Here is a 24,166-nt window from a genome sequence, read left to right on the forward strand (position 1 = left end):
AGCTCAGCTGATTGCCGAGATGGATGCGTTGAGTCGATCCTGGACGTTCGAGGGCAGCGGAACGTAGCCCTGCTCGGCCAGGTTGGCCTGTCCCTCGTTTGCTGCGCTGGTCAGGAACGACTTCACAGCTGCGGAGGTGTCGGCGTCGTACCCCTTGGAGCAGACGATCGAGTAGGTGGCGAGAACGAGCGGGTACGCGCCGGCTTCGTTGGTCTTGAAGATCGACGCGAGGTCGAGCGTCAGGTCGCCGGTGGCGTCGGACTTGAACTTGGCACCGGCGATCGACTTGGCGGCCGAATCGTTGGTCAGTTCGACTGCCTCGGAGCCCGTGTTGATCTCGGCAACCGAGAGCTTGTTCTGATCTGCGAACGACTTCTCGACGTAGGTGATCGAACCCGGTGCGGTGGATACTGCCTGTGCTACTCCGGCCGAACCCTTGGCGCCCTCACCGACGCCACCGGTGAAGTCGGAGCCTGCACCCGAGGTCCAAGCACCGTTCGATGCCGCGTCGAGGTACTTCTGGAAGTTGTCCGTGGTGCCCGAGGAATCGGAGCGGATCACGGCGGTGATCTTCTCGTCGGGAAGCGTTGCGCCGGAATTGAGCGCGGCGATTGCCGGATCGTTCCAGTTGGTGATGCCACCGTTGAAGATCTTCGCGAGAACCTCTGCGTTGAGAACGAGCTTGTCGACGCCCTCGAGGTTGTATGCAACTGCGATGGGGCCGAAGACGAGGGGAAGGTTCCAGGCTTCGCCGCCGACGCAACGCTCCTTGGCCTTGTCCGCCTGCTCGTCCTTGATGGCCGAGTCGGAGCCCGCGAAGTCGATCTGCTTGGCGATGAACTGCGTACGTCCGTCACCCGAACCGCTGGGGTTGTACGCGACGTTGACCGTCTTGCCCTTTTCCTGGCACACGGAGATGTAGGTGGAGACGAACTGGTCCATGGCGTTCTTCTGTGCCGAGGAACCAGCGGCAGAGAGGTTGCTCTTGCCTTCGCACGTTGCGTTCGATGCGGACGCGTCCACACCCGTCGACGACGAGTTGTTGTCGCTGCCACATGCGGCCAAGGTCATGGCGCCCACGGCCACTACACCGAGCAGGGCACCACTGCGCTTGAGATTCACCAAGATCCTCCGGAAATCGCTACCGCCACGCCCACGATCGGGCGGCGACATGAGATGCAGAATGATTGAAATCTGCATCAGGCAACACGGCGCTGCCCACAGAGAAAAGTAGGCGGGCGCGGTGTCCGGTTGGACCACACATGGTTAACGGAGAATGAACAGACCAGACATTTCTGCGTGTTCGACTGTGACGTCAGCGCGCGCGGGCGTAAGCCATGTCCACGTGAAACCGATCGAAGCCGAGACGCTCGTACGTGTGCAGGGCGGCAGTGTTGTCGCCTTCGACGTAGAGAAGGACGGTTCCGAGACCGCGATCACGCAGGTAATGCATGCCCGCCAGGGTCAGCACTCGACCGAGACCGCGTCCCTGCGCCGCAGGATCGATGCCCACGACGTACACCTCACCCAGTTCGGGATCGTCACCTTCAGGCGCGTGCACCTTGGTCCAGTGAAAGCCGAGAAGAGTATCGGGATCGGTGTCCGCGAACGCCATGAACAGACCGGCGGGGTCGAACCACCCTTCGGCCGTTCTCTCGTCGATCTCCGACTGGGTCCAACCACCCTGCTCGGGATGCCAGGAGAACGCCGCATTATTGACGCGAAGGATCTCGGAATCGTCTTCGGGTCCGCGATACGTCCGCATCGTTATACCCTCGGGCACAACGATTTCCGGAAGCTGCGGAGCATCGAGAGGTCGACGCAACTGGAGGAGCTCACGCACGCTGACCAGATCGAGACTCTTGGCGAATTCCACTGCAGCGTCGATGTTTCCGTGCGCCCAGACGCGTGTGCCTGAACGACCCTCGTCGAATACCGCTGCGGCAAGCCTGGTTCCGATGCCGCGGCGCCGCGCCTGCGGGTCGACCACCAACTCCGCCATGTCGGGATGCTCGTCCGAACCGGCTTGCAGCTGTGCGTAACCGACGACGGCATCGCCGTCGAACTCGAGGAAGTGTCGTGCTGCACCTCGTCCGGCAACGGCATGGCGCCCCTGCTCCGAGACCGGCGCCTTGCCGTCGAACTCGGTCGCGCGATCGAGCAGCGCGGAAACCTGCTCGGCGGATCCGGCCGGCAGCGAATCGGTCCAACCCATGTCAGACCACCGAACCGTCGGCCGCGTCGTAGTCGACGTCTTCGTCGTCCTCGAACTGAACGGGAGCTGCTGCGCCGCCCTTGGCCCTGGTCGGACGCACTGCCTTGTATCCGACATTTCGGACTGTACCGATCAAGGACTCGTATTCGGTGCCGAGTTTCGCCCGCAGACGACGCACGTGGACGTCGACCGTCCTGGTGCCACCGAAGAAGTCGTAACCCCACACTTCCTGCAACAACTGCGCACGGGTGAATACCCGCCCGGCGTGCTGCGCGAGGTACTTGAGCAGCTCGAATTCCTTGTAAGTCAAATCAAGGGGCCGTCCACGCAGTCGTGCCGTGTACGTCCCCTCGTCGATAACCAATTCGCCCAGCGTGATCTTTCCCGACGCTTCCGGACTGGCCACACCGCCGCTGCGGGCGACCAACAACCGCAATCGGGCGTCCACCTCCGCCGGACCGGTACCGGGAAGCAGGATGTCGTCCAGCCCCCAGTCGGCATTGACTGCGACGAGTCCGCCTTCGGTGAGTACGGCGACCACAGGTACTGCAGATCCCGTGCTTCCGAGCAGTCGACACAAACCGCGCGCGGCAGCAAGATCGGTGCGCGCATCTACCAACGCCACGTCCGCGGAACTCGCTTCGAGAAGCGAGGAAACCTCTGTGGGGGCAGGCCGAACCGAGTGCGCCAGCAACGCCAACGCCGGTAGTACAGCTTCCGGGTTGGGGTCGGAGGTGAGGAGGAGCAGTTCCACACGGCCTCCTATCTAGTAGCCCGCGCAACCCGCGAGGGCAACGCTCGAGTAGTTCGACGCTTTTGGTCGGTCACTACATTAGCGTGCCTGGTACCGGGGCCGTCGCATCGAACCCCGACCGGAGTCCGTCACAATGGTGCGGTGCGCAAACTGATCATCGGCATCGTCTTCCTCCTCGGCCTCGGACTGGTGGCCGATTTCGGCGCTGCCGCGTACGCCGAGTATCGGGTTTCCCGCGAGCTCCGAACCGGCGCGTCACTCGAGGCGGACCCCGAGGTCACCTTCAACGGGTTCCCCTTCCTCACCCAGGCACTCGGCGGGAAGTACAAGGACGTCTACGTCAGAGCCACCGGCGTCCAGAGCGACGTGGTCGGCGAAGTGACCGTCGAGGCCAACCTGCGCGGGGTCACCGTGCCCTTCTCCGACATCGTGAACGGCAACGTCACCCAGCTCCCCGTCGACAAACTCGACGGCCGGATGGGAATCAACGCCACCGACCTCGGAAAGCTGCTCAACATCCCTGACCTGCAGGTATCTTCGCCGCCGGCCAACAAGTCGGACGGCACTGGGGGCAGCGGCGGAACGGGCGCCAGCACCGCGGGCGCCGTCGTGCTGACCGGAACGGTTGCCGTCGGCCCGGTCGAGACTGCCGTGAGCGTGCAGGCCAACCTGGTTCTGGAAGGTGGGCAGGTCAAGATCGTCGCCAGCAACCTGTACTTCGGTCCTGAGGGCAAAGCCGATTTCTCGATCCCCGCAGCACTCGAGCCCGTAGTCCTCGGATTGTTCAGCTACACGATCGATCCGCAGGCACTCCCTTACGGAATCCAGCCGAGCCTGGTCTACGCAGAAGGCGGAAGAATCGTGATCGAAGGCAGCGCCGAAAACACGACGATCGATCTCGCAGAGCTGCAGAACCGATGACCGGGATCACAATTCTGCTGGTCGCGCTCGTAGCCGTCGTCGCGGTCGGGCTCTTTCTCAAATCGCGCAACGGAGCGGTCCGAGCCACCGCCACGTCCGCAGCCGGCAGCACCGACAGCCGCCTCGAACTGCTGAGCGCCGCCGGAGTCGCGTCGCCGAACGGCGGACCCGTCGTACTGCATTTCTCCGCCGACTGGTGCGGACCGTGTGCAGCAGTACGGCGCGTCGTCGGCCAGGTCGTGGTTTCGATGGCCGACGCTCCCCGCCCGCCGGTGGAGATCGAACTCGACATCGACAAAGAACCGGCCCTGGCACGCGAAATGAGCGTCCTGTCCCTACCCACCACGTTCATCCTCGACGGTGGTCTCGACGAACAGTTCCGAGTGTCCGGAGTGCCGTCCGCAGCCGACCTGAAAGCTGCGCTCGTACCACTATCCGGACCCCACGAGCCAAAATCCGAGAATTCGGGGTAAACTCGCCGACGTGCAAACCCGCCACGAGCTGATGCTCACCCGACGCCGCGCAGTAGACCTGTGCCGCCTCGGGGGCTGTTGCTGTACCTGTTGCTGATCACCACATCCGTCAGTTCTCTCTGACTCTCGAGCTTTCGCTCACGTGATCAATTCACCGAACGGGACTTTTGCGTCCCCGTTTTCTCGGTCCAGGCAAGCACCATGCAATCCAGCGCAGGAGCACTCCCGATGTCCACAACCACACCCCAACTCGAGCAAGTCGACGTCCGCGGACCTCGATTCGCAGCATGGGTCACCACCGGCGTACTCGTACTCACGCTCATTCTCTCGACCTTCTCTCTGCCCGCCGCCACCGCGCTTCTCGCCCTGCAGGCGATCGTCTTCGCGATCGGAGCGGTACTCGGCCCCAAGCGCAGCCCGTACGGCCAGATCTTCGGCAAGCTCGTCGCGCCGCGAATCTCGCCGGTCAGCGAACGCGAACCCGTAGCGCCACTTCGCTTCGCGCAGTTCGTCGGCTTCGTCTTCGCACTCGCCGGCACGGTCGGTTTCCTGGCCGGGTCGACGATCGTCGGCACCGTTGCCACCGGCTTCGCCTTGTTCGCGGCCCTGCTCAACGCCGCGTTCGGCATCTGCCTCGGCTGCCAGATCTACCCACTCGTCGCAAGGCTGCGAAATACCGGCCGCGCTACCACCGCGTGAAAGCGCTTGCCACACAACCCTGCTGAACCCCTGCTAGATATCGACCGATGCAAGACCACATCGAAAGGAACACCATGGCTCGCTCCGACGTCCTAGTCTCCGCTGACTGGGCTGAGCAGAACCTCAACACCCCCAAGACCGTTTTTGTCGAGGTGGACGAGGACACCAGCGCATACGACGGCGGCCACATCGAGGGTGCAGTCAAGCTCGACTGGCGCAAGGACCTCCAGGACGGCGTCCGACGCGACTTCCTGAACCAGGAGCAGTTCTCGGATCTGCTCTCCGCCAAGGGCATTGCGAACGACGACACCGTCGTTCTCTACGGTGGCAACAACAACTGGTTCGCCGCGTACGCGTACTGGTACTTCAAGCTGTACGGCCACCAGGACATCAAGCTGATCGACGGCGGCCGCAAGAAGTGGGAACTCGACGGACGCCCGCTCTCCAAGGATGCCGTCAACCGCGAAGCCACTCAGTACAAGGCCGAGACCCCCGACTTCTCGATCCGCGCATTCCGCGACGAGGTCATCGACGCCATCGGCAGCAAGAACCTCGTCGACGTTCGCAGCCCTGACGAGTTCTCCGGCAAGATCCTCGCCCCCGCGCACCTTCCGCAGGAGCAGGCACAGCAGCGCGGCCACGTCCCCGGCGCCATCAACATCCCGTGGAGCACCACCGCCAACGAGGACGGCACCTTCAAGTCGGACGACGACCTCGCCAAGCTGTACGCGGAGAAGGGCTTCGACGACACCAAGGAAACGATCGCCTACTGCCGCATCGGCGAGCGCTCGAGCCACACCTGGTTCGTCCTGCAGGAGATCCTCGGCAAGAACAACGTCAAGAACTACGACGGCAGCTGGGTCGAATACGGCTCACTCGTCGGCGCACCGATCGAATTGGGAGCCTGATCATGTGTGGAGCACCTACCCAGGGCCAGACCCTGCCTGCCGGCGTCGACGTCGAGAAGGAAACGGTCATCACCGGCCGCGTCCTCGCGGCTGACGGCCAGCCCATCGGCGGCGCATTCGTGCGTCTGCTCGACGGCTCCGGAGAGTTCACGGCCGAGGTCGTGGCATCGGGAACCGGCGATTTCCGCTTCTTCGCCGCTCCGGGCGAGTGGACCGTGCGTGCACTGTCCAGCTCGGGCAACGGCACCTCCACCGTCGCTCCCGAGGGCTCGGGCGTGCACAACGTGGACGTGACCGTCAGCAAGTAATTCCTGCTTCGGCAGGCGGCCCCGCACCCCTTCGGTGCGGGGCCTTCTGCATTCCGGCGCCCGATTTTTCCGGTCGGTCGCCGCGGTCTAAGATGTACCCGTGGTCATTTTCTTCGAGGTACTCCTCGCACTCGCATCCGTCATGATCGCTTGGTTCTCCGTGTACGTCGTGTACCGCTTGGTCACCGACGAGTCGTGAGCCAGGCTCCGGATTCAGGGTCCGACGCGACCGCTGACGATTCCGCCGCTGCAGGTGCCGTGAGGCGCGGCAGCGGGGACGAAGCTGTCGCCATCGCCGTCGAGCGCTCCAAGTCGACGGCGTCACTCAACATTCCGACCCTGCCGGACCTTCCGCTGCCCGAGGACACCGCAAACCTGCGCCTCGGCCCGGACATCAATCCCGAACTCCTCGCACTACTCCCCCTCGTCGGCGTCTGGCGCGGCGAAGGCGAAGGGCACGACGAGACCGGCGACTACGCCTTCGGTCAGCAGATCGTCATCTCTCACGACGGTGGCCCCTACCTCAATTGGGAGTCCCGGTCCTGGCGTCTCGACGCCGAGGGCGAGTACGTGAGCCCCGATCTGCGTGAGAGCGGTTACTGGCGCATGGGCGGCGACGGCATCCCCGGCAGCGTCAACCAGGAAGTCGTCGAACTCCTGCTCAGCCACAGCTCCGGCGTCGTCGAAATGTACTACGGTCGTGCACTGACCCAGGCGTCGTGGGAACTTGCCACCGACGTGGTGATCCGCAGCCAGTCCGGTGCACTGTACGGCGGCGCGAAGCGCCTGTACGGCATCGTTGAAGGCGGCGACCTCGCGTACGTCGAAGAGCGGATCATGTCTGACGGTGGCCTGGAACCGCGTCTCTCGGCGCGACTGACGCGCTACATCGGTTAGTCCTGCTGTGCGCCTTTATTAACCCCCGGCGGTTAATAAAGGCGCACAGCAGATTCATCCACAAGCACCGCCAAATTCCACAGGCGGGCTTCCGGCGGCATCTTCGGCCGATTCCTGTCGGACTGCGATCCCACGGTATTCGCATGAGCTGCGACTACATCGATCCTGATCTCCGAAGACTCTTCGACTTCCAACACGGACTCGCGACCAACAAACAACTGCGCCCTTTCGGCTATTCGCCGCGGCGCATCCAGCATCTGGTCGAATCGGGTCAATGGACAACCGTCCTCCACGGTGTTCAATCCACTACCAACGGCCCACTCAACCGAGCAATGATTCTCGAAGCTGCACTTCTGTTCGGCGGCGGTGAAACTTATCTGAGTCATCGGACTGCTGCCGAAGAGTGGGGACTCACGCACATCGAGTCCGAACTGCCGGTCCACATCACGGTCCGATACGGACGATCCTCGCGCTGTCAGAATCCGACGTTCAGACCTGAACGCTCCCCGACGCGCCCCGTTCCGTTGGGGTGGTCCACTGCCCATCCCGGAGTGATCGTTCATCGTTCACGCGCTCAAGCCCATATCGGGGTAGCCACTCAGCCTGCTCGTACGTCGCTGGCCGACACCGCAATTGACCTGGCGGTGGCAGAGCCGTCAGCTCGTGACGCCGCTCGTTCTCTGGTCCGCTCGGCCACGGCGTGCAAGGTGTCACAGATGGCACTACGCACCCGAATGGAGTGCCGCCGGCCGCGGCGATATGTCAAAGCGCTGTCCTCGACACTGGACCTCCTGGATCGCGGCGTCCAGTCAGTACTCGAACATCGCTACGCAATCGAAGTCGAGCGCGCACACGGTTTGCCGGAGGCGAGACGGCAATCGCCGGTCCTCGTTGATGGGAGAACTCTCTACGAGGACGTCGACTACCGCAATTGCGGTGTCGCACTGATCGTTCGACTCGACGGATTTGCCTTCCACTCTTCTCGGGCGACTGCACTGCGTGATCGTCGGCGAGGAAACGCATCCGAACTGTCAGGCAACGCCACACTGGTCTTCGGTTGGGAAGAGGTGGAGGGAGCCTCGTGCCGAACTGCAGCCGAGGTCAGAGCGATCCTCGAGCGCGGTGGATGGTGGGGGCCTAATCCTTGTCCACGCTGTGCGCCTTTATTAACCGCCGGGGGTTAACAAAGGCGCACAGCACGAAGCGACCCCCGAGCCACACCCTCGCTTTCGCGGGGGTCCCGGTCGGACTGATCGGGGGCTCGGGGGTCGGGTGGCTGCCTGGGATTCGCCGGCCGCTCGCGCGGTAAGTGAATTCCGTCAGCGATTGCGGCTAGCTGGCAGCCACCTCACGCGTCCGTCTGTACTTCAATTTCAGACCACCTCCTTCCTTGTGTACTGGAGAAAGTACGCCCACTTCACGATGACGGCAACGTATTTTCCACAGAAACTTTTCCGACGCATATCACCTGGTCAGCTCCAGTACCGGCCGGAAGTTGGTGGGTGACGACAACAACCGTTCGCGAAGAATCGACCAGCATTCCGTCGCGATCGAGCAACTCGCGAAGCAACTGAGCGCCTGCCTCCGCGTCCATGTGTTCGGTCGGCTCGTCGAGCAGCAGTACCTCCGCGGGCGAGACGATCGCGCGTGCCAACAGCAACCGACGACGCTCACCGCCCGAAACCGCTCGCATACCGCCGACCAGGTAGGTGTCGAGCCCGTCCGGCAGTTCCGCCAGCCAATCGCCGAGACCGACTGCGGCAAGTGCTTTCTCCGCGTCCTCGACGGTGAGGTCACCGCGTGCGACGCGCAGGTTCTCGAGTACCGACGTCTCGAAGAGGTGTGCGTCCTCGGCGAAGTACCCCACGTGCCGACGCAGCTCGGCCGGATCGATATCCGAAACGTCCACCGAGTCAACACGAACTGTTCCCGCGACGGGCGGCAGCAGTCCCGCCATCGTCATCAGCGCAGTGGTCTTTCCCGATCCACTCTCGCCGACGACGGCAACACGAGCACCGCGAGGAAGATCCACCGACAGCGGTTCGGTCACCTTCCCCCCGGGCCAACCCGCCCGCAACGCGTGCACACTCAGGACCCCGTCCTCCGGCCACGCACGGTCACCTTCGACGTGTTCCTCGTCCGCTCGATCGAGAACCGCCATGATGCGCGCCGACGCCAGCCGCGCCTTGGTCAACGCCACCGCTGCGCTGGGCAGTATCGCGGTTCCCTCGAAAGCCGACAAGGGAAGCAGTACAAGGATTCCCATGGACATCGGTGACATGTCGGTGGTTCCGTAGAGCGCGATTCCGATCAGTAGAGCCCCGAGGACGCTCACGCCGATTGCGAGAGGCGTCGCGGCGGCGGCAAAGGCACTCGGTACCGCCGCACGATCGGTCGCGTCGACCACCTCGTTCTCGGCGGAGACTGCCTCGCTCACCGCCTGATCCAAGCGGCCCGATACCCGGAGCTCGGCGGAATGGTCGAGGGCCGTCACCGCAGACTCACTGAATCGAGCTGCGGCAGCAGAACTGTCGGCCTCGGCGAGTCGAGCAGCACGAGCCGACAGCCAGGGTGCCGCGATCCCGGACACTGCCAGCGCAACAGCCAGAATGAGCGCGGCCGGAACGGAGATGAACAACAAGATTCCCACCGCAGCGAACGCGAGGACAACCGAAACCGCAATCGGGATCAGTGCTTTGACGACGACGTCGCCCAGCGCGTCCACATCGGCGCCGGTACGTGAGAGCAGGTCACCGCGTCGTAGTCCGGCGGCGGCCGCGGGATCTCCCGCTGCCAACTGCTGGTAGATCCTCGACCGCGCTGCGGTGGTGCCGCGCAACGCGACGTCGTGGGTGGTCAATCGCTCGAGATAGCGGAAGACACCACGCGAGATTCCCAATGCGCGTACGGCAACCACCGCAACGCTGAGGTCGAGAACGGGAGGCATCTCCCAGGCCCGCGTGATCAACCACGCAGACAGCGCGGCCAAGGCGAGGGCGCTGCCGAGTGTGGCGACGCCCGCCGCTACCGCCGTCAGTACGCGTCGTGGCCGAAGTTCCAGTAGCCGCAGAGCACGCAGAAGCGGATCGTGAGTATCACTTCTCATGAGCGCGCACCTCGACGATCCGGTCAGCCGCGGCGAGCACACTCGGACGGTGGCCGATCACGACCACGGTGTCGCCGCGCTCCGCTCGTGCTCTCAGAGAAGCCAACACTGTCCCTTCCGAATCGGAGTCGAGGTGAGCGGTGGGTTCGTCCAGGACAAGAACCGCGCGGTCCGAGGCAAGCACGCGTGTCAGGGCCAGGCGCTGCCGCTGCCCCAACGACAGACCAGTGCCGCCGACGCCGATCACGGTCTCGGCGCCCGCAGGCAGCTCAGCCAGTACCGCGTCGAATCCCGTCGCGGCCGCAGCTCGAGCCAATGCCTGCGACTCGACAGCCCCGGTGAGATCGAGGTTCTCGCGAATGGTGCCGGGCAGGAGGACCGGATGTTGCGGTAGCCAGGCCAACTGACTCCACCACGCGTGCTCGTCCAGGTCTCGGACATCGACGCCGGCGACCGTCACGCGCCCACTGCTCGGTTCGATCAGCCCGAGTAGCGCGTGCACTGCCGTCGACTTGCCGGAACCGTTGGGACCGGTGAGCACGGTGATCTTCCCTGGCGACGCAACGGCAGAAAGTCGAGACGGCGCGACTCCCCCACGAGAGGCCACGCCGAGGCCGTCGAAGACGATGTCGGCGCCGCGAGCGACTACCGTCGTGCTACCACCCTCCGGCGCGGCAGAATCGGCCTCGATAACCTCGAATGCCTTGTCGGCTGCGGCCATTCCGTCCTCGGCGGCATGGAACTGGGTTCCCACCATTCGGAGCGGCAGGTATACCTCGGGCGCGAGGATCAACGCGACTATCCCCGGCTCGAGTGTCATGTCCCCGTACACCAGTCGCAGGCCGATGCTCACGGCCACCAATGCAACGCAGAGTGTTGCGAGCAGTTCCAACACCATCGAGGACAGGAACGCGACGCGGAGGGCGGACATCGTCGTTCGCCGATGAGCGTCACCGAGTTCACGGACGCGCTCGGCAGGACCTTGCTGACGACCGAGCGCCCGAAGCGTCGGCAAACCGGCAAGCAGATCGAGCAGTTGCGAAGACAACGTGGTCATCGCTGCCAGCGTCTTCTCCGACTTACCCTTTGTCAGCAAGCCGATCAGAATCATGAAGATGGGGATCAGCGGCAGCGTCACGAAGATGATGACCGCAGACGTCATGTCCTGCACCGCAATGACTATCAGGGTGATGGGTGTCAGCGTCACCGACAAGACCAGAGCCGGAAGGTATCCCGTCAGGTACGGGCCAAGACCGTCGACACCTCGGGTGACCACGGTCGCGATCTCGTCACGCCGAGGATCGAGATCGCGAGGGCTCATCGCCGTCGCCGACGTCAGCACGCCGTTCTTGATCTCGGCAACCACGCGAGTCGACGCCCGGTGCGCATACCTGGTCTGCAGCCAAGTCCCCAGAACTCGGACCGCCACAGCTGCGCCTAGAACAACCAATTCGGTTGTCCACGAAGAAACATCCACAGTTCGAGTGGTGATCACTCCGGCCAGCACCCGGCCGATCATGAGCGCCGCGACGATGACCATCACGACGTTCACCATCGACAGAGCAACAGTCAGGATCAGATAGCCGCGCGCAGAAGCGGAATGTCGCCACAGCCGCGGGTCGATCGGCCCCCGGCGACGCTCCCGAGTGGTGGGAGCGTCGCCTACTTCGATAGTCACGTGAATTCGACCGTCAGTTCTTTCGTGATTCGAATCTTGTGTGATTGCGGGTTTGCCACTACCACGTCTTCTCCTTGAATCGCAGGCCGATCGACGCCGGAATCTGCTTGGAGGAGATGCGTTGACGGAACACCCAGTACGTCCAACCCTGGTAGATGATCACCACCGGCGTCATGAATGCCGCGGCCCACGTCATCACCTTGAGCGTGTACGGACTCGACGACGCGTTCTCGATGGTCAGGCTGTACGCCGGATCAAGCGTCGACGGCATGACGTTCGGGAACAGCGAGGCGAACAGCAGCACGACAGTGGCGATGACGGCCACACAGGTGAGAACGAAGGCCCAGCCTTCGCGCTCGGCCCGCGTCAGGAAGACGACGCCGATCAGTGCAGCAGCAGCGGCGGCTACCAGAATCCACGTCCACCCCTTGCCGTAGGCGAGTTGCGTCCACAAAACGAATCCGCCGGCGACAGGAATGGCTGGAATTGCCAGTCGTGCAGCAATTTTCACGGCATCTTCACGAACCTCGTCGGCACTCTTGAGCGCCAGGAACACAGCGCCGTGGAGAGCGAACACCAGCGCGGTGGTCAGACCGCCGAGCAGTGCGTAAGGATTGAGCAGATCGAAGAATCCCGACTCGACCTGCTTGTCGGCGTTGATCGCCACGCCCCGAACGATGTTCGCGAAAGCCACGCCCCAGAGAACTGCCGGGACCCAGGAGCCGAAGATGATGCCCCAGTCGCAACGCTGACGCCATTTGTCGTCGTCGATCTTGCTCCGCCATTCGATGGCGCAGATCCGAACGATCAAGGCCACCAGGATGATCAGCAGCGGTAGATAGAACCCGGAGAACAACGTCGCGTACCACTCCGGGAATGCCGCGAACATCGCGCCACCGGCCGTGATCAGCCACACTTCGTTGCCGTCCCACACCGGGCCGATCGTGTTGAGCGCCACCCGTCGACGCGTATCGGCCGGGAGGTCACTGCCTCTGCCGACGATCGGCATGAGCATTCCGACACCGAAGTCGAACCCTTCGAGGACGAAGTAACCGATGAACAGTACTGCGACGAGCACGAACCATACTTCTTGAAGTCCCATGATCGCCTCCTAGTACGCGAACGACAGTTGTTTGGGCTTGTCCGGATCTTCCGGCTCGTCATGATCTGTATCGCCCGGCGGATGCATGTCGTGCTCCAACGGGCCTTCCTTGGCGTATCGCACGATCAGCTTGAACCAGACGACACCCAGCGCTCCGTACAGGAGGGTGAAGGTGATCAGCGAAGCCCAGACGGTCGCCGATGCGTGGTCCGAAACACCTTGGTCGACAGTCAGTCTGATCATGTCGACGCCGGTCGGGTTGGGATGCACCACCCAGGGCTGACGGCCCATCTCGGTGAAGATCCAGCCGGCGCTGTTCGCCATGAACGGAGTGGGAATCGCGACGAGGCTGAGGATTCCGAACCACTTCTGGTCCGGGACCCGCCCCTTACGAGTGACCCACAGTCCCGCGAGAGCCAGTGCTGCCGAACCGGCGGCGAGGCCGATCATGGCGCGGAAAGACCAGTACGTGACAAAGAGATTCGGTCGGTAGTTGCCCGGTCCGAAGTCTTGCTCTGCCTGCTCCTGCAGTTGGTTCACGCCTTGCAGTTCGACGCCGGTGAACTTGCCCTCGGCCAACCATGGAAGAACGAACGGCACCTTCAGAACGTGCGTCACGCTGTCACAGTTGTTGTGAGTGCCGATAGTGAGAATCGAGAAATCCGGATCCATCTCGGTGTCGCACAGCGATTCCGCCGACGCCATCTTCATGGGCTGCTGCTGGAACATGAGCTTGCCTTGGACGTCACCGGTGTAGATGATGCCGATTCCGGCCACGATCATGACGAGCAAGGCGAATCGTGTTGCCGGGCGGTACATCGTTCGTGCATCGGTTTCGAGACGTTCGGCTTCGGCGGCCTCAGCCTGCTTGGCGCGGCGCATGTTCCGCACCATCCACCAACCACTGATGCCGGCTACAAACGTCGCCGCCGTCAGGAAGGCGCCGGCAACCGCGTGCGGGAAGGCAGCGAGAGCGGTGTTGTTGGTCAACAACTCCCAGATGCTGGTGAGCTCGGCACGACCGGTTTCAGGGTTGTACGTCGCACCGACCGGATGCTGCATGAACGAGTTGGCCGCGATGATGAAGAACGCCGACGCGTTGACGCCGATCGCCACGAGCCAAATACATGCCAGGTGTACAAGTTTGGGCAGCCTGCCCCAACCGAAGATCCAGAGTCCGATGAAGACGGACTCCATGAAGAAGGCGACAAGGCCTTCCAACGCGAGTGGAGCTCCGAAGACGTCACCGACGAATCGCGAGTACTCGCTCCAGTTCATGCCGAACTGGAACTCCTGCACGATGCCGGTGGCTACACCGAGTGCGAAGTTGATGAGGAAAAGCTTGCCGAAAAACTTGGTGAGCCGATACCAGTGGTCCTTTTTGGTGACCACCCACATCGTCTGCATGATCGCGATCATCGGTGCAAGTCCGATGGTCAGCGGAACAAGGATGAAGTGGTAGACGGTAGTGATACCGAACTGCCACCTGGAGACGTCCAAAGTATCCATTGGCTACTCCGAGAGTAGGGCCCTGGGACAGGCTTCGGGGTTCGAGACGCGGGCAGTCGCTCGGCCCCTGCGGACACGGTACTGCTGTCCGGTTTGGACCGCAGGACTTTGCTACTACCAAATGTAGTAGAGACCTGTCGCGATTCCTATTCGCCTATCGCCCTGCTGAATCCGAATCAATTGCACGTTCAACCAATTCCGCGAATTCCTCGGAGACCTTCGGCTCTGGCAATGCGAGCCCGTCGAGTGTATGGACACGCGCGGCCAACGTGACGCTCGAAACCAGCCACACTCCGTCGGCCGCAATCAAATCCGCAGGTCGGAGGGTTTCGTATCGGCAATCGAAGCGCGCACTGCCGGCAACGTCGAACAGGGCACGCTGCGTCGTACCCATCAAAATGCCCTGTGCGGGAGGAGGTGTGATCAAAGTCCTGTCCCGAACGATCACCACCGTCGAGCGTGGTCCCTCCAACACATTGCCCTCGGAACTGACGAAGATCACATCGTCAGCACCCAAATTCGCCGCATATCGAAGCGCTGCCATGTTGGTTGCGTAGGACAACGTCTTCGCGCCCAGTAGTTGCCAGGGTGCCCGGGCGGAGAGATCGACGGAGAAACCTCGCTCGAGAGTCATCACCGACAGCCCCGATTCACGGACCTGCCTGACCCGATCAGCCACCGGGCCGACCATCACGAAGGCTGTCGGCTTGTCACCGCTCTCACGGCCGCGGGTCAGAACAAGACGAAGAGCGCCTTCCTTCTCTGTCCCCCACTCCTCGGCTGCCATCTCGATCGCCAGACGCCAGTCATCGAGAACGGGGGCGGGCAGACCCAGCGCCCGCGCGCTCAGAACCAGTCGACTCAGATGTCCCTCGACCACCCGCGCCCTACCGTCGCGCACCAACAGCGTCTCGAAGACTCCGTCGCCGCGCACCACCGCCAGGTCGTCGGCGTGCAGAAACGGTGCGTCAGCATCGAGCACCTCATGGTCGAGAGTCACCAATACGCGATCAGGCATGCCATCAACCCTAACGATCCGCCAAGCCGCCGGGGCCGCCCTGTAACCGCGATCCCGCCCACACTCCTAGACTGGTCTTGTGGTCGACAACGCTCTTGTGCCCAACAGCCCACTTCTGACTTCCCCCGGCGCGGTCACCGCACCGGACGGTTCGGCCGACATCGGTGTCGCATGGCACTACGGCGATCCCCTCGGTGAACAGCGAACCGCGCAGCGCGCAGCAGTGGTGGTCGACCGCAGTCACAGATTCGTGATCGCCATTCCCGGCGACGAACGCCTCACCTGGTTGCACACGATCTCGAGCCAGCACATCTCCGCGCTCCCCGACGGCAAGAGCGCCGAAAATCTGAGCCTGGACGTCAACGGACGCGTCGAGCACCACTTCGTGCAGACAGACTTGGCAGGTGTCACCTGGATCGACACCGAGGCCGACCGCGGACCGGACCTCCTCTCCTTCTTGAAGAAGATGGTGTTCTGGTCCAAGGCCGAGCCCCGAGACGGCAACGAACTCGCGGTCCTGAGCCTGATCGGACCCGAAGCGTCAACTGTCCTCGCCGCACTCGAGGTTCAGGCACCCACCGAGGCCTACGACGCTCTCGCCTTGGCCGACGGCGGATTTGTCCGCCGCATGCCGTGGCCCACCGAGAACTCTTTCGATCTCCTCGTCCCACGTGAGCAATTGGCGGCGTGGTGGACCAAGCTGACCGATGCCGGCGCGAAGCCCGCCGGAAGTTGGGCCTTCGAGGCACTGCGCGTCGAAGCGACGAGGCCACGCCTCGGACTGGACACCGACGAGCGGACGATCCCGCACGAGGTCCACTGGATCGGCGGGCCGGCCGAGCACGGCGCCGTCCACCTCGACAAGGGCTGCTACCGCGGTCAGGAAACCGTCGCCCGGGTTCACAATCTCGGCAAGCCGCCTCGCCATCTCGTCATGTTGCACCTCGACGGCAGCGCCGAAGCCGTCCCGGAACCGGGTGACCCGATCACCGCGGGCGGACGAGCCGTCGGACGCGTCGGCACCGTGGTCAATCATCACGAACTCGGCCCTATCGCGCTCGCTCTGATCAAGCGCAACATTCCGGTCGACACCGAACTCATGGCCGGCCCCAGCGCCGCGTCCATCGACCCGGACTCGATCGTCGCGGACGACGCACCCCAGGCCGGACGTGAGGCTGTCAACCGATTGCGCGGAAAGTGACGGGCACCGTCGACGCGGTCTGCGTCCTCCACACCGAACGTGACAGTGGCGTCAGGCGCGTCCCGCGAACCGCGATCGACAAGCGTCCCGTCGACGGCCGCGTCGCTGTCGGCCGACTCGGACTCGGCGGCGACTACGTCTGTGACACCGAGTTCCACGGCGGCGCCTTCCAAGCTGTCTACGCCTATCAGCGCGACGAAGCCCAGCGTTGGTCGGACGAATTGGGCCGACCTCTCGGCCCCGGATGGTTCGGCGAGAATCTCCACATCAGCGGGATGCTTGTCACGGACGCCGTGATCGGCGAGCGTTGGCACATCACCGGAGCCGAGGCGTCGGACGTTCTCGAACTCGAAGTGACCGCTCCCCGCGTCCCGTGTGGCACCTTCGGCATCTGGGCCGCGGAGAAGGGCTGGGTCAAGCGATTCACCGAGCGGACCGACGTCGGCGCCTATCTTCGCGTCAACCGGACCGGCACGATCGCCGCGGGAGACTCGGTCACCCGAGTCCACGTCCCGGATCACGGAGTGACTGTTCGCGAGGTCTTCGCCGGAACGGACCCTGAGCGGCTTCGACGGCTACTCGCAGAACACACCGATCTTGCACCGAACGTCACCGCGCGTGTCCAGAGGTTCATCGAACAAGCAGAAGCGCAGGTGCACTCGTGAGTATCGAATTGGTGGAAGTAGTCCGCTCCGGATTCCGCGAATGCGTGCACCGCGGATCGGCCGTCATTCTCGGCGCCGACGGCGAGGTCGTTGTCGGACTCGGGGAAATTCACACACCTATCTACCCCCGCTCCGCGAACAAGCCGCTGCAGGCCGTCGCTGCGCTTCGTAACGGCTTTGCACCCACCAGCCCGGAAGAGTTGGCCGTCGCGTCGTCCTCACACGCAGGCGAGGCCGATCACATCGAACTGGTCGCCGCGCTTCTCGCTCGCTATCAACTCGGTGTCGACCAATTGCAGTGCCCGTCCGACCTCCCGGGCAACGAACTGGCCCGAGCCGAACTGATCGCCGCGGGTGAGCTTCCCAGCCCCATCTACATGACCTGCTCGGGCAAGCACTCCGCGATGCTCGCGACGTGCGTCGTGAACGACTGGCCGCTCGAGACGTACATGGAGCCGACCCATCCCCTGCAGCTCGCGATCCAGGAGACGATCTTCGATCTCAGTGGTGAGGAAGAACAGGAACTCGGCATCGACGGTTGTGGTCTCCCGATCGTGCCGCTCTCGCTCACGAACCTGGCTCGGGCATTCGGACGCCTGCCCTCGGCTGAGCCCGACTCCCCCGAACGAGCGGTGGCCGACGCGGTCCGCGAGAACCCCTTCCTCGTTTCGGGCACGGGCCGCAACGATCAGCGCCTGATGTCCGCAGTGCCGGGTCTGTTCTCCAAGACCGGATACGACGGCATCTATGCCGGAGCGCTTCCCGACGGTTCCGCTTTCGCCCTCAAGATCGACGACGGTCACGAGCGAGCGCTCCTGCCCTTGGCGGCAGCTCTGCTCAAGCGGATGAACACGGAGTGGACCGAGGAATTGGCGGCTCTCGCGTCGGCTCCGGTCTTCGGCGGCGACGCCCGAGTGGGGACGATTCGCGCAATTCCGGGAAACTTCTGAGCAGTTCTCACAAAGTTCTGACGAGTTCTTTCAGCATCCTGGCAGCTCGCGGCCATAGTGAGAGCAATCAGACACGGCGGTGAGGCCTTCGTGGAAGCGGAAGCGACTTTTCCACGCTAGAGTGTGTGTCAGGAAACTTACACACTCAAACGGGGCCGCCAAATTCCCCAGGCCGCCCCGCGAAAGCGCGAGGGGGTCAGCCATGGGCCGCGGCCGGGCTAAGGCAAAGCAGACCAAGGTTGCACGCGAATTGAAATACAGCGTACCGACCACGGATTTCGACAGCCTGCAAAGAGAGCTCGCAGGTGGATCGACCAACTCGCATCGGAGCAGTGTCCGATCGGACCAGACTTCCGATAGGGAAGGGCATGCGCGAGAGGACGACTACGACGACTGGCGGCGTTGACCGCGCACTGCCACCGCGCAGACTGTGAAATGAGGAAGAGCTGATCGCTCTTCCTCATTTTTGCGTTCCATTTTCTGCCTCGCGCCTGCTTGTGCGGAAACAAAAACTGCCCCACCGGATCTCTCCGATGGGGCAGTTGACGTTGCGGTTCAGAAGCGCGGGTGGTCTCCGGCCAGGAACGCACGCTCTGCAGCGGCGTCCGACGCCTTCTTGACGCTCCCGAGCGTCCAGCAGTCGATGTGGCGTGCGGTGAGGACGGCCAGCGCGCGGTCGACGTCCTCGGGCGCGACGACGGCGACCATGCCGACGCCCATGTTGAAGGTCTGCTCCATCTCGGCGCGCTCGACGCGTCCGCGCTGCGCGATCATGGCGAAGACCGGAGCGGGGCTCCAGGTTCCGCGATCGAGTTCGGCGACCAGGCCCTTGGGCATGACGCGCGCGAGGTTGTTGGCGAGGCCGCCACCGGTGACGTGGCAGAAGGTGCGCACGTCGGTCTCGGCAGCGAGTGCCAGGCAGTCCTTGGCGTAGATCTTGGTGGGCTCGAGCAGTTCCTCACCGAGCGTGCGGCCGAACTCGTCGACGTGTGCGCTCAGGTTCATCCGGTCGATCTCGAGCAGGACCTTGCGAGCCAGCGAGTAACCGTTGGAGTGCAGTCCCGACGAACCCATGGCGATGACGACGTCGCCGGGGCGAACGCGGTCCGGTCCGAGCAGCTTCTCGGCCTCGACGACACCGACGCCGGTGGCGGAGAGGTCGTAGTCACCGTCGGCCATGATGCCGGGGTGCTCGGCGGTCTCGCCACCGAGGAGAGCGCAGCCGGCCTGGATGCAGCCCTCGGCGATACCGCTGACCAATTCCGCGACACGCTCGGGGATGACCCGGCCGACGGCGATGTAGTCCTGGAGGAACAGCGGCTCAGCGCCACAGACGACGAGGTCGTCGACAACCATGGCGACGAGGTCGAGTCCGACCGTGTCGTGCTTGTCCATCGCCTGGGCGACAGCGAGCTTGGTTCCGACGCCGTCGGTCGATGCGGCGAGCAGCGGCTCCTTGTAGTCACCCTTGAGGGAGAACAAGCCGGCGAAACCACCGAGGCCACCCATGACCTCGGGGCGGCTGGCCTTCTTGGCCAGAGGGGCGAAGAGTTCCACCGCCCGGTCGCCTGCGGCGATATCGACTCCTGCTGCCGCGTAGGAGGCGCCTGCGGTGCGGTGACTGTCCTCGGTCATCGGGTTACTACTCCAGCCTTGTATTTCTCGCGAGCACGTATTGCTCGTGCACAGGTAAGTGGTCTTGCAATGTGAAGTGTTTGCAATCCTCGTGACGCGAGATGGATCGTTCGACTCGAGACCCAGAGCGCGCACACAAATACCGACGATTACGCCCATACGCTACCGGACCGGCCCCCTCGGTGAGACCTCGCGTACCCCGAGACGTCAGTTCTGCAGCCGCGCGCCGATCGAGGCGTGCAGTGCGCGCAGACTGTTCTGCCCGAGTGCGACGGTCTCGGATTCGATGTGTTTGAGGAGGTGTCCGTCGTGGACGACCTTCTCGCTCGACTGGATCAGTACCGTCCCGGCTCCGGTGAAATCGAACTGGCGTTCTTCGCCGGTGTTCGCGCCGAACATGCTTCCGCGAACCGCGCCCAGGAAGCTCTGCATCCAGTCGGCGTCGAAGTGGTGGGACGGTGACGGGCAGTCAGCCCAACCCACCAACGCCTGCGGGTCGATACGCAGCGGCGGCTCCGCGAACATGACCGGCCCGTTGGACGACGCCAGGAACTTGCCCGTCCCCAGCAGCGTCAAAAAGCCTGGGACGATGGACTGTTTGAGGTCCAGGCTCGTCTCGAAGGCGAGGAGATTGGCCGCGCGAATCGTGAGGTTGCCGTCGTCGAGGTCGTAGGAATTGATGTTGAATCCGCGGTCGCCGAGGATCAACTTGCCCTGCCCCTGAGCGAGCACCCAGTCGTCCGCGTAGAGCGGCGAAGAGAACCTGGCCGCGACGATCGCCGTCATACTCGTGCGTCCGAGCGGCTCGAAGTTGATGTTTCCGTAGTACGCGATCATCGCGCCCTTGGACGTGAACCACGGCTGCCCGGCCATCTCGACGCAGAAGGCGTAATCGTTGCCCGGGACGTTGTCGTTGGCGGGCAGAGTTGCCGGATTGTGAATTTCGATACCCATGCTCTGTGCCCTCTCAGAACTTCTGCTCGGACGCCTGGACCCAGACGGTGCCGGCGCCGGTCATCTTCAGCTGGATGGACTCCCCCGAGCCCTTGCCGACGGCCTCGCGCCAGCCGACGTTCGCGGAGATGTCGACGTTGATCTGACCGATGTGGCACACGTACGCCTGCGGGTCGACGACGACCTGAGGATTGTTCGGACCGACCTGCAACGGAATCGCGCCCCCGTGCGAGAGAACCGCGACGCTTCCCTGTCCGTGCAACTGCGTCGTGAACAGTCCTTGACCGGTCATAGCGCCACGTACCGCTCCGCGCACACCGCCCTGCGACGTGAGAGCAACTATCGAACTCTGCAGGTAACCGTCGTGTGCGAGGAGCCGGTCGGCTTCGACCGTGAGCATCGACGAACCGTCGAGGTGGATGACCTCGACGTAAAGACCGGCGTGCCCGTAGAAGACCTCACCGTTTCCCTCGGCGGCCATCATGCGTGCGTGCTCGCCGGACATCATGCGGCCGGCCATCCCGGCGATACCGCCCATGTTCGGCATGGCGCCGGGGCCACCGCCCATGCTGTGCGGGATGAAACGGACATCGCCGGTGTAGTAGAGCATCGACCCGGTGCGGGCGAGCACGTTCTGTCCCGGTGCGAGAGTCGACTTGACGACCTTGCTGTTCACCAATTCCAACGGCATGGCTCAGCGCTCCTCGGGCTGGATGTAGACGACACCGGATCCGTCGAATCGCAGCGAGAACGCTTCACCGCTGCCACCGCCGATCGCGGAGCGCCAGGTCACGTCGGTGACGAAGCTCTGGTTCAGCTGACCGCGGTGAGCGACGAAGGCGTCGGGATCGGCAACCAGCGGATACTGCGGGCTGACTTCGAGCGCGATGATCGGTCCACCCTTCGACAGCACGGCCACCAGACCACTGCCGCTGACGACCGTCGTGAACAAGCCCTGTCCTGAACCTGCGCCGCGGAGACCGGCAAATTTCACGTCGGTTCGCAGCTGCCCGACCAATGCGAGCAATTGTGAGGCTTCGACGTGCAAAGCGTCGTTGTCGAGCTCGATGATCGTGATGTCCTGGGCGTCGACCGCGAAGTAGACGGTGCCTTGACCGCTGACTTCCATCAGGGACAGTGATTCACCTGCCGCCTTCTGTTTCAGCGCGGCACGCAGCCCGCCACCACCGCCCATACCGGCGTTCTTGAAGGTGATCGCACCCTCGTACGCCACCATCGAGCCGTTGATCGCTTTGATGGTGTCCCCCACCAGGTCTGCGACCAGTACCCGGTGCCCATCCATTCTCAGTTGCGCCACGGAGGGCACTATGCCAGATGCTCACGACGGATGCCGTGTCGTGGAACAGATCGCGTCGTGGAACAGAAAGTCGTGAACAGAAAGTCGTGAACAGAAAATCTGCCGCCCACATGCTGTGGACGGCAGATTCTCGGCTGTCGAATTTCAGGCTTTCGGTGTTCAGCGCTTTCGGTGTTCAGGGGCGGCTGAGCGCGCTCGCGTTGTCGTTGTCGCGAGTGGCGGTCGAACCTGCGGTGCTCTCGAGCATCCCCTCGAGGACGTTCTTGCCGATCGACGTTTCCTTGGGAAGCGCGATCGGGTAGGTCCCGTCGAAGCACGCGGCGCACAGACGGCTGGCCGGCTGCTCGGTGGCGGCGATCATGCCTTCGGTGGAGATGTATCCGAGGGTGTCCGCACCGATGGAGCGACGCACGCCGTCGAGCATTTCCTCGAACGTCGCGTCCTGCCCGCCCGCTCCGTTGGCGATCAACTCGGCCGGTGAAGCGAAGTCGATGCCGTAGAAGCAAGGCCACTTGACCGGCGGTGAGGCGATGCGGACGTGGATTTCGAGAGCGCCGGCTTCGCGGAGCATCCGGATGAGCGCACGCTGAGTGTTACCGCGGACGATCGAATCGTCCACCACCACAAGGCGCTTGCCGCGGATGACTTCCTTGAGCGGGTTGAGCTTGAGCCTGATACCGAGCTGACGAATCGTCTGCGACGGCTGGATGAAGGTACGGCCGACGTAGGCGTTCTTCATCAGACCCTGGCCGTAGGGAATGCCTGAGCCCTGTGCGTACCCGACGGCTGCGGGGGTGCCGGACTCGGGAACGGGGATGACCAAGTCACCTTCGGCGGGATGCTCGCTGGCGAGCAGACGGCCGATCTCGACGCGGGTCGAGTGGACAGAACGGCCACCGATGACGCTGTCGGGACGAGCAAGGTAGACGTACTCGAAGACACAGCCCTTGGGCGTCGGATTCGCGAAACGCGAGGAGCGAACGCCGTCGGCGTCGATCGCGAGCAGCTCACCGGGTTCGATGTCGCGGACGAACGACGCACCCACGATGTCGAGGGCTGCGGTCTCGCTGGCGACTACCCAACCGCGATCCAAACGGCCGAGGCAGAGCGGGCGGATGCCGTGCGGATCGCGCGCTGCGTACAGCGTGTGCTCGTCCATGAAGGTCAGGCAGAACGCGCCCTCCAAGGTGGGGAGCAATTCCATCGCGGCCTGTTCGATGGTGCTGTCTCCGGCAGCGTGTGCCAGCAGACCACCGATGAGGTCTGAGTCGGAAGTCGCGGCATTGGGGCGCTTGTCGTTGACCAGGCCGGCCGCACGGGTGCGGCTCGCAAGTTCAGCGGTGTTCACCAGGTTGCCGTTGTGGCCGAGCGCGATGCCCGTACCGGCAGTGGTCGTGCGGAAGATGGGCTGCGCATTCTCCCACGTCGTGGAACCGGTCGTCGAATAACGGCAATGTCCGACGGCGACATGTCCTGGCATCGCTGCGAGGGTCTGCTCGTCGAATACCTGGCTGACCAGGCCGAGATCCTTGAACACCAACACCTGGGAGCCGTCGGCTACCGCAATGCCGGCAGCTTCTTGACCACGGTGCTGAAGTGCGTACAGGCCGTAATAAGTGAGCTTCGCCACATCCTCTCCCGGCGCCCAAACGCCGAATACACCGCATTCTTCGCGGGGTTCGTTCTCGTCCTCGTCGGACGGGTTCGAAGCGAGGAGATTTGGACTGTTGACCGACAGATCGGCACGAGTCACCGGGCGCTCCCTTTGTGGGCAGGGGTTGGGGGGCATCCACAGTCTACGGCCATTTTGGGACCCGCTTCCCCTGAGGGCAGCCTTGGGCCTCAGATCACTCCG

The 24,166-nt window shown here is 63.6% G+C and carries 25 protein-coding genes; 12 read left to right on the plus strand and 13 right to left on the minus strand.

Going from position 1 to position 24,166, the window contains the following annotated elements; translation table 11 throughout:
• Nucleotides 1-3: 3 nt before the first annotated feature.
• The 3 genes from pstS to ACFT1A_RS08340 all read right to left on the minus strand — a co-directional run bounded on the left by pstS (nucleotide 4) and on the right by ACFT1A_RS08340 (nucleotide 2,969).
• Nucleotides 4-1,122 carry a phosphate ABC transporter substrate-binding protein PstS gene (gene pstS, locus ACFT1A_RS08330; RefSeq protein ID WP_378446956.1) on the minus strand — a complete coding sequence of 373 codons (1,119 nt, stop codon included), beginning with the start codon at nucleotides 1,120-1,122 and terminating at the stop codon, nucleotides 4-6.
• A gap of 193 nt (nucleotides 1,123-1,315) precedes the next feature.
• A complete protein-coding gene (mshD, locus tag ACFT1A_RS08335; protein ID WP_378446588.1) occupies nucleotides 1,316-2,215 on the minus strand; it encodes a mycothiol synthase in 900 nt (299 codons plus the stop codon).
• Between the two features lies 1 nt (nucleotide 2,216).
• A complete protein-coding gene (locus ACFT1A_RS08340; RefSeq protein WP_003939728.1) occupies nucleotides 2,217-2,969 on the minus strand; it encodes a response regulator transcription factor in 753 nt (250 codons plus the stop codon).
• Nucleotides 2,970-3,110: 141 nt separating this feature from the next.
• Between ACFT1A_RS08340 and ACFT1A_RS08345 the strand changes: the two genes are divergently transcribed.
• The 8 genes from ACFT1A_RS08345 to ACFT1A_RS08380 all read left to right on the plus strand — a co-directional run bounded on the left by ACFT1A_RS08345 (nucleotide 3,111) and on the right by ACFT1A_RS08380 (nucleotide 8,359).
• On the plus strand, nucleotides 3,111-3,890 hold the full coding sequence (locus ACFT1A_RS08345) for an LmeA family phospholipid-binding protein (protein WP_347874593.1): 780 nt from the start codon (nucleotides 3,111-3,113) through the stop codon (nucleotides 3,888-3,890).
• Entirely contained in the window at nucleotides 3,887-4,363 is a 477-nt protein-coding gene (locus ACFT1A_RS08350; RefSeq protein WP_378446589.1) for a thioredoxin family protein, read from the plus strand. The genes ACFT1A_RS08345 and ACFT1A_RS08350 overlap by 4 nt, the downstream gene beginning before the upstream one ends.
• Before the next feature lie 10 nt (nucleotides 4,364-4,373).
• The gene (locus ACFT1A_RS08355; protein ID WP_350318872.1) at nucleotides 4,374-4,460 is read left to right on the plus strand and encodes a putative leader peptide; all 87 of its coding nucleotides are present in this window, start codon (nucleotides 4,374-4,376) and stop codon (nucleotides 4,458-4,460) included.
• Between the two features lie 131 nt (nucleotides 4,461-4,591).
• The gene (locus ACFT1A_RS08360; RefSeq protein ID WP_378446590.1) at nucleotides 4,592-5,062 is read left to right on the plus strand and encodes a DUF4395 domain-containing protein; all 471 of its coding nucleotides are present in this window, start codon (nucleotides 4,592-4,594) and stop codon (nucleotides 5,060-5,062) included.
• A 74-nt stretch (nucleotides 5,063-5,136) separates the two neighbouring features.
• The gene (locus tag ACFT1A_RS08365; RefSeq protein WP_003939859.1) at nucleotides 5,137-5,970 is read left to right on the plus strand and encodes a sulfurtransferase; all 834 of its coding nucleotides are present in this window, start codon (nucleotides 5,137-5,139) and stop codon (nucleotides 5,968-5,970) included.
• Nucleotides 5,971-5,972: 2 nt separating this feature from the next.
• Complete coding sequence (locus ACFT1A_RS08370; RefSeq protein ID WP_003939797.1) at nucleotides 5,973-6,278, plus strand: DUF1416 domain-containing protein; 306 nt, start codon at nucleotides 5,973-5,975, stop codon at nucleotides 6,276-6,278.
• A 258-nt stretch (nucleotides 6,279-6,536) separates the two neighbouring features.
• The gene (locus ACFT1A_RS08375; RefSeq protein ID WP_214884598.1) at nucleotides 6,537-7,175 is read left to right on the plus strand and encodes an FABP family protein; all 639 of its coding nucleotides are present in this window, start codon (nucleotides 6,537-6,539) and stop codon (nucleotides 7,173-7,175) included.
• A gap of 143 nt (nucleotides 7,176-7,318) precedes the next feature.
• Nucleotides 7,319-8,359 carry a type IV toxin-antitoxin system AbiEi family antitoxin domain-containing protein gene (locus ACFT1A_RS08380; RefSeq protein ID WP_378446591.1) on the plus strand — a complete coding sequence of 347 codons (1,041 nt, stop codon included), beginning with the start codon at nucleotides 7,319-7,321 and terminating at the stop codon, nucleotides 8,357-8,359.
• 233 nt (nucleotides 8,360-8,592) lie between these two features.
• Here ACFT1A_RS08380 and cydC read toward each other — a convergent pair whose 3' ends face one another.
• The 5 genes from cydC to ACFT1A_RS08405 all read right to left on the minus strand — a co-directional run bounded on the left by cydC (nucleotide 8,593) and on the right by ACFT1A_RS08405 (nucleotide 15,588).
• Nucleotides 8,593-10,281, minus strand: coding sequence for a thiol reductant ABC exporter subunit CydC (gene cydC / locus ACFT1A_RS08385; RefSeq protein WP_378446592.1), 1,689 nt, complete (start codon nucleotides 10,279-10,281; stop codon nucleotides 8,593-8,595).
• Nucleotides 10,271-11,959 (minus strand): thiol reductant ABC exporter subunit CydD, encoded by a 1,689-nt coding sequence (gene cydD, locus ACFT1A_RS08390; protein ID WP_378446593.1) that lies wholly within the window; start codon nucleotides 11,957-11,959, stop codon nucleotides 10,271-10,273. Before cydD ends, cydC begins: the two co-directional genes overlap by 11 nt.
• 58 nt (nucleotides 11,960-12,017) lie before the next feature.
• Complete coding sequence (cydB, locus tag ACFT1A_RS08395; protein ID WP_003939727.1) at nucleotides 12,018-13,061, minus strand: cytochrome d ubiquinol oxidase subunit II; 1,044 nt, start codon at nucleotides 13,059-13,061, stop codon at nucleotides 12,018-12,020.
• 9 nt (nucleotides 13,062-13,070) lie between these two features.
• Nucleotides 13,071-14,570 (minus strand): cytochrome ubiquinol oxidase subunit I, encoded by a 1,500-nt coding sequence (locus ACFT1A_RS08400; protein WP_020970618.1) that lies wholly within the window; start codon nucleotides 14,568-14,570, stop codon nucleotides 13,071-13,073.
• A gap of 154 nt (nucleotides 14,571-14,724) precedes the next feature.
• Nucleotides 14,725-15,588 carry an aminodeoxychorismate lyase gene (locus ACFT1A_RS08405; RefSeq protein ID WP_378446594.1) on the minus strand — a complete coding sequence of 288 codons (864 nt, stop codon included), beginning with the start codon at nucleotides 15,586-15,588 and terminating at the stop codon, nucleotides 14,725-14,727.
• Nucleotides 15,589-15,667: 79 nt separating this feature from the next.
• On the opposite strand from ACFT1A_RS08405, the gene ACFT1A_RS08410 reads away from it, so the two are divergent.
• From ACFT1A_RS08410 to ACFT1A_RS08425, 4 genes are all read left to right on the plus strand, one after another.
• Nucleotides 15,668-16,789 carry a YgfZ/GcvT domain-containing protein gene (locus ACFT1A_RS08410; RefSeq protein WP_378446595.1) on the plus strand — a complete coding sequence of 374 codons (1,122 nt, stop codon included), beginning with the start codon at nucleotides 15,668-15,670 and terminating at the stop codon, nucleotides 16,787-16,789.
• The gene (locus ACFT1A_RS08415) at nucleotides 16,786-17,454 is read left to right on the plus strand and encodes an MOSC domain-containing protein (protein WP_378446596.1); all 669 of its coding nucleotides are present in this window, start codon (nucleotides 16,786-16,788) and stop codon (nucleotides 17,452-17,454) included. The genes ACFT1A_RS08410 and ACFT1A_RS08415 overlap by 4 nt, the downstream gene beginning before the upstream one ends.
• Nucleotides 17,451-18,404, plus strand: coding sequence for an asparaginase (locus tag ACFT1A_RS08420; protein WP_003940365.1), 954 nt, complete (start codon nucleotides 17,451-17,453; stop codon nucleotides 18,402-18,404). The genes ACFT1A_RS08415 and ACFT1A_RS08420 overlap by 4 nt, the downstream gene beginning before the upstream one ends.
• A gap of 202 nt (nucleotides 18,405-18,606) precedes the next feature.
• Nucleotides 18,607-18,810: a DUF3073 domain-containing protein gene (locus ACFT1A_RS08425; RefSeq protein WP_003940337.1), complete on the plus strand. Its 204-nt coding sequence runs from the start codon at nucleotides 18,607-18,609 to the stop codon at nucleotides 18,808-18,810.
• Between the two features lie 149 nt (nucleotides 18,811-18,959).
• On the opposite strand, the gene purM is transcribed toward ACFT1A_RS08425, so the two are convergent.
• The 5 genes from purM to purF all read right to left on the minus strand — a co-directional run bounded on the left by purM (nucleotide 18,960) and on the right by purF (nucleotide 24,064).
• The gene (purM, locus tag ACFT1A_RS08430) at nucleotides 18,960-20,039 is read right to left on the minus strand and encodes a phosphoribosylformylglycinamidine cyclo-ligase (protein WP_003940225.1); all 1,080 of its coding nucleotides are present in this window, start codon (nucleotides 20,037-20,039) and stop codon (nucleotides 18,960-18,962) included.
• 207 nt (nucleotides 20,040-20,246) lie between these two features.
• Entirely contained in the window at nucleotides 20,247-20,993 is a 747-nt protein-coding gene (locus ACFT1A_RS08435) for an AIM24 family protein (RefSeq protein ID WP_003939813.1), read from the minus strand.
• A gap of 13 nt (nucleotides 20,994-21,006) precedes the next feature.
• On the minus strand, nucleotides 21,007-21,684 hold the full coding sequence (locus tag ACFT1A_RS08440; RefSeq protein WP_003939918.1) for an AIM24 family protein: 678 nt from the start codon (nucleotides 21,682-21,684) through the stop codon (nucleotides 21,007-21,009).
• Nucleotides 21,685-21,687: 3 nt separating this feature from the next.
• The gene (locus tag ACFT1A_RS08445; protein WP_378446957.1) at nucleotides 21,688-22,296 is read right to left on the minus strand and encodes an AIM24 family protein; all 609 of its coding nucleotides are present in this window, start codon (nucleotides 22,294-22,296) and stop codon (nucleotides 21,688-21,690) included.
• A 190-nt stretch (nucleotides 22,297-22,486) separates the two neighbouring features.
• Nucleotides 22,487-24,064, minus strand: coding sequence for an amidophosphoribosyltransferase (gene purF / locus ACFT1A_RS08450; protein ID WP_003940541.1), 1,578 nt, complete (start codon nucleotides 24,062-24,064; stop codon nucleotides 22,487-22,489).
• Nucleotides 24,065-24,166: the final 102 nt, after the last annotated feature.

The sequence above is a fragment of the Rhodococcus sp. NPDC057135 genome (assembly GCF_042670865.1).
Lineage (GTDB): Bacteria > Actinomycetota > Actinomycetes > Mycobacteriales > Mycobacteriaceae > Rhodococcus_F.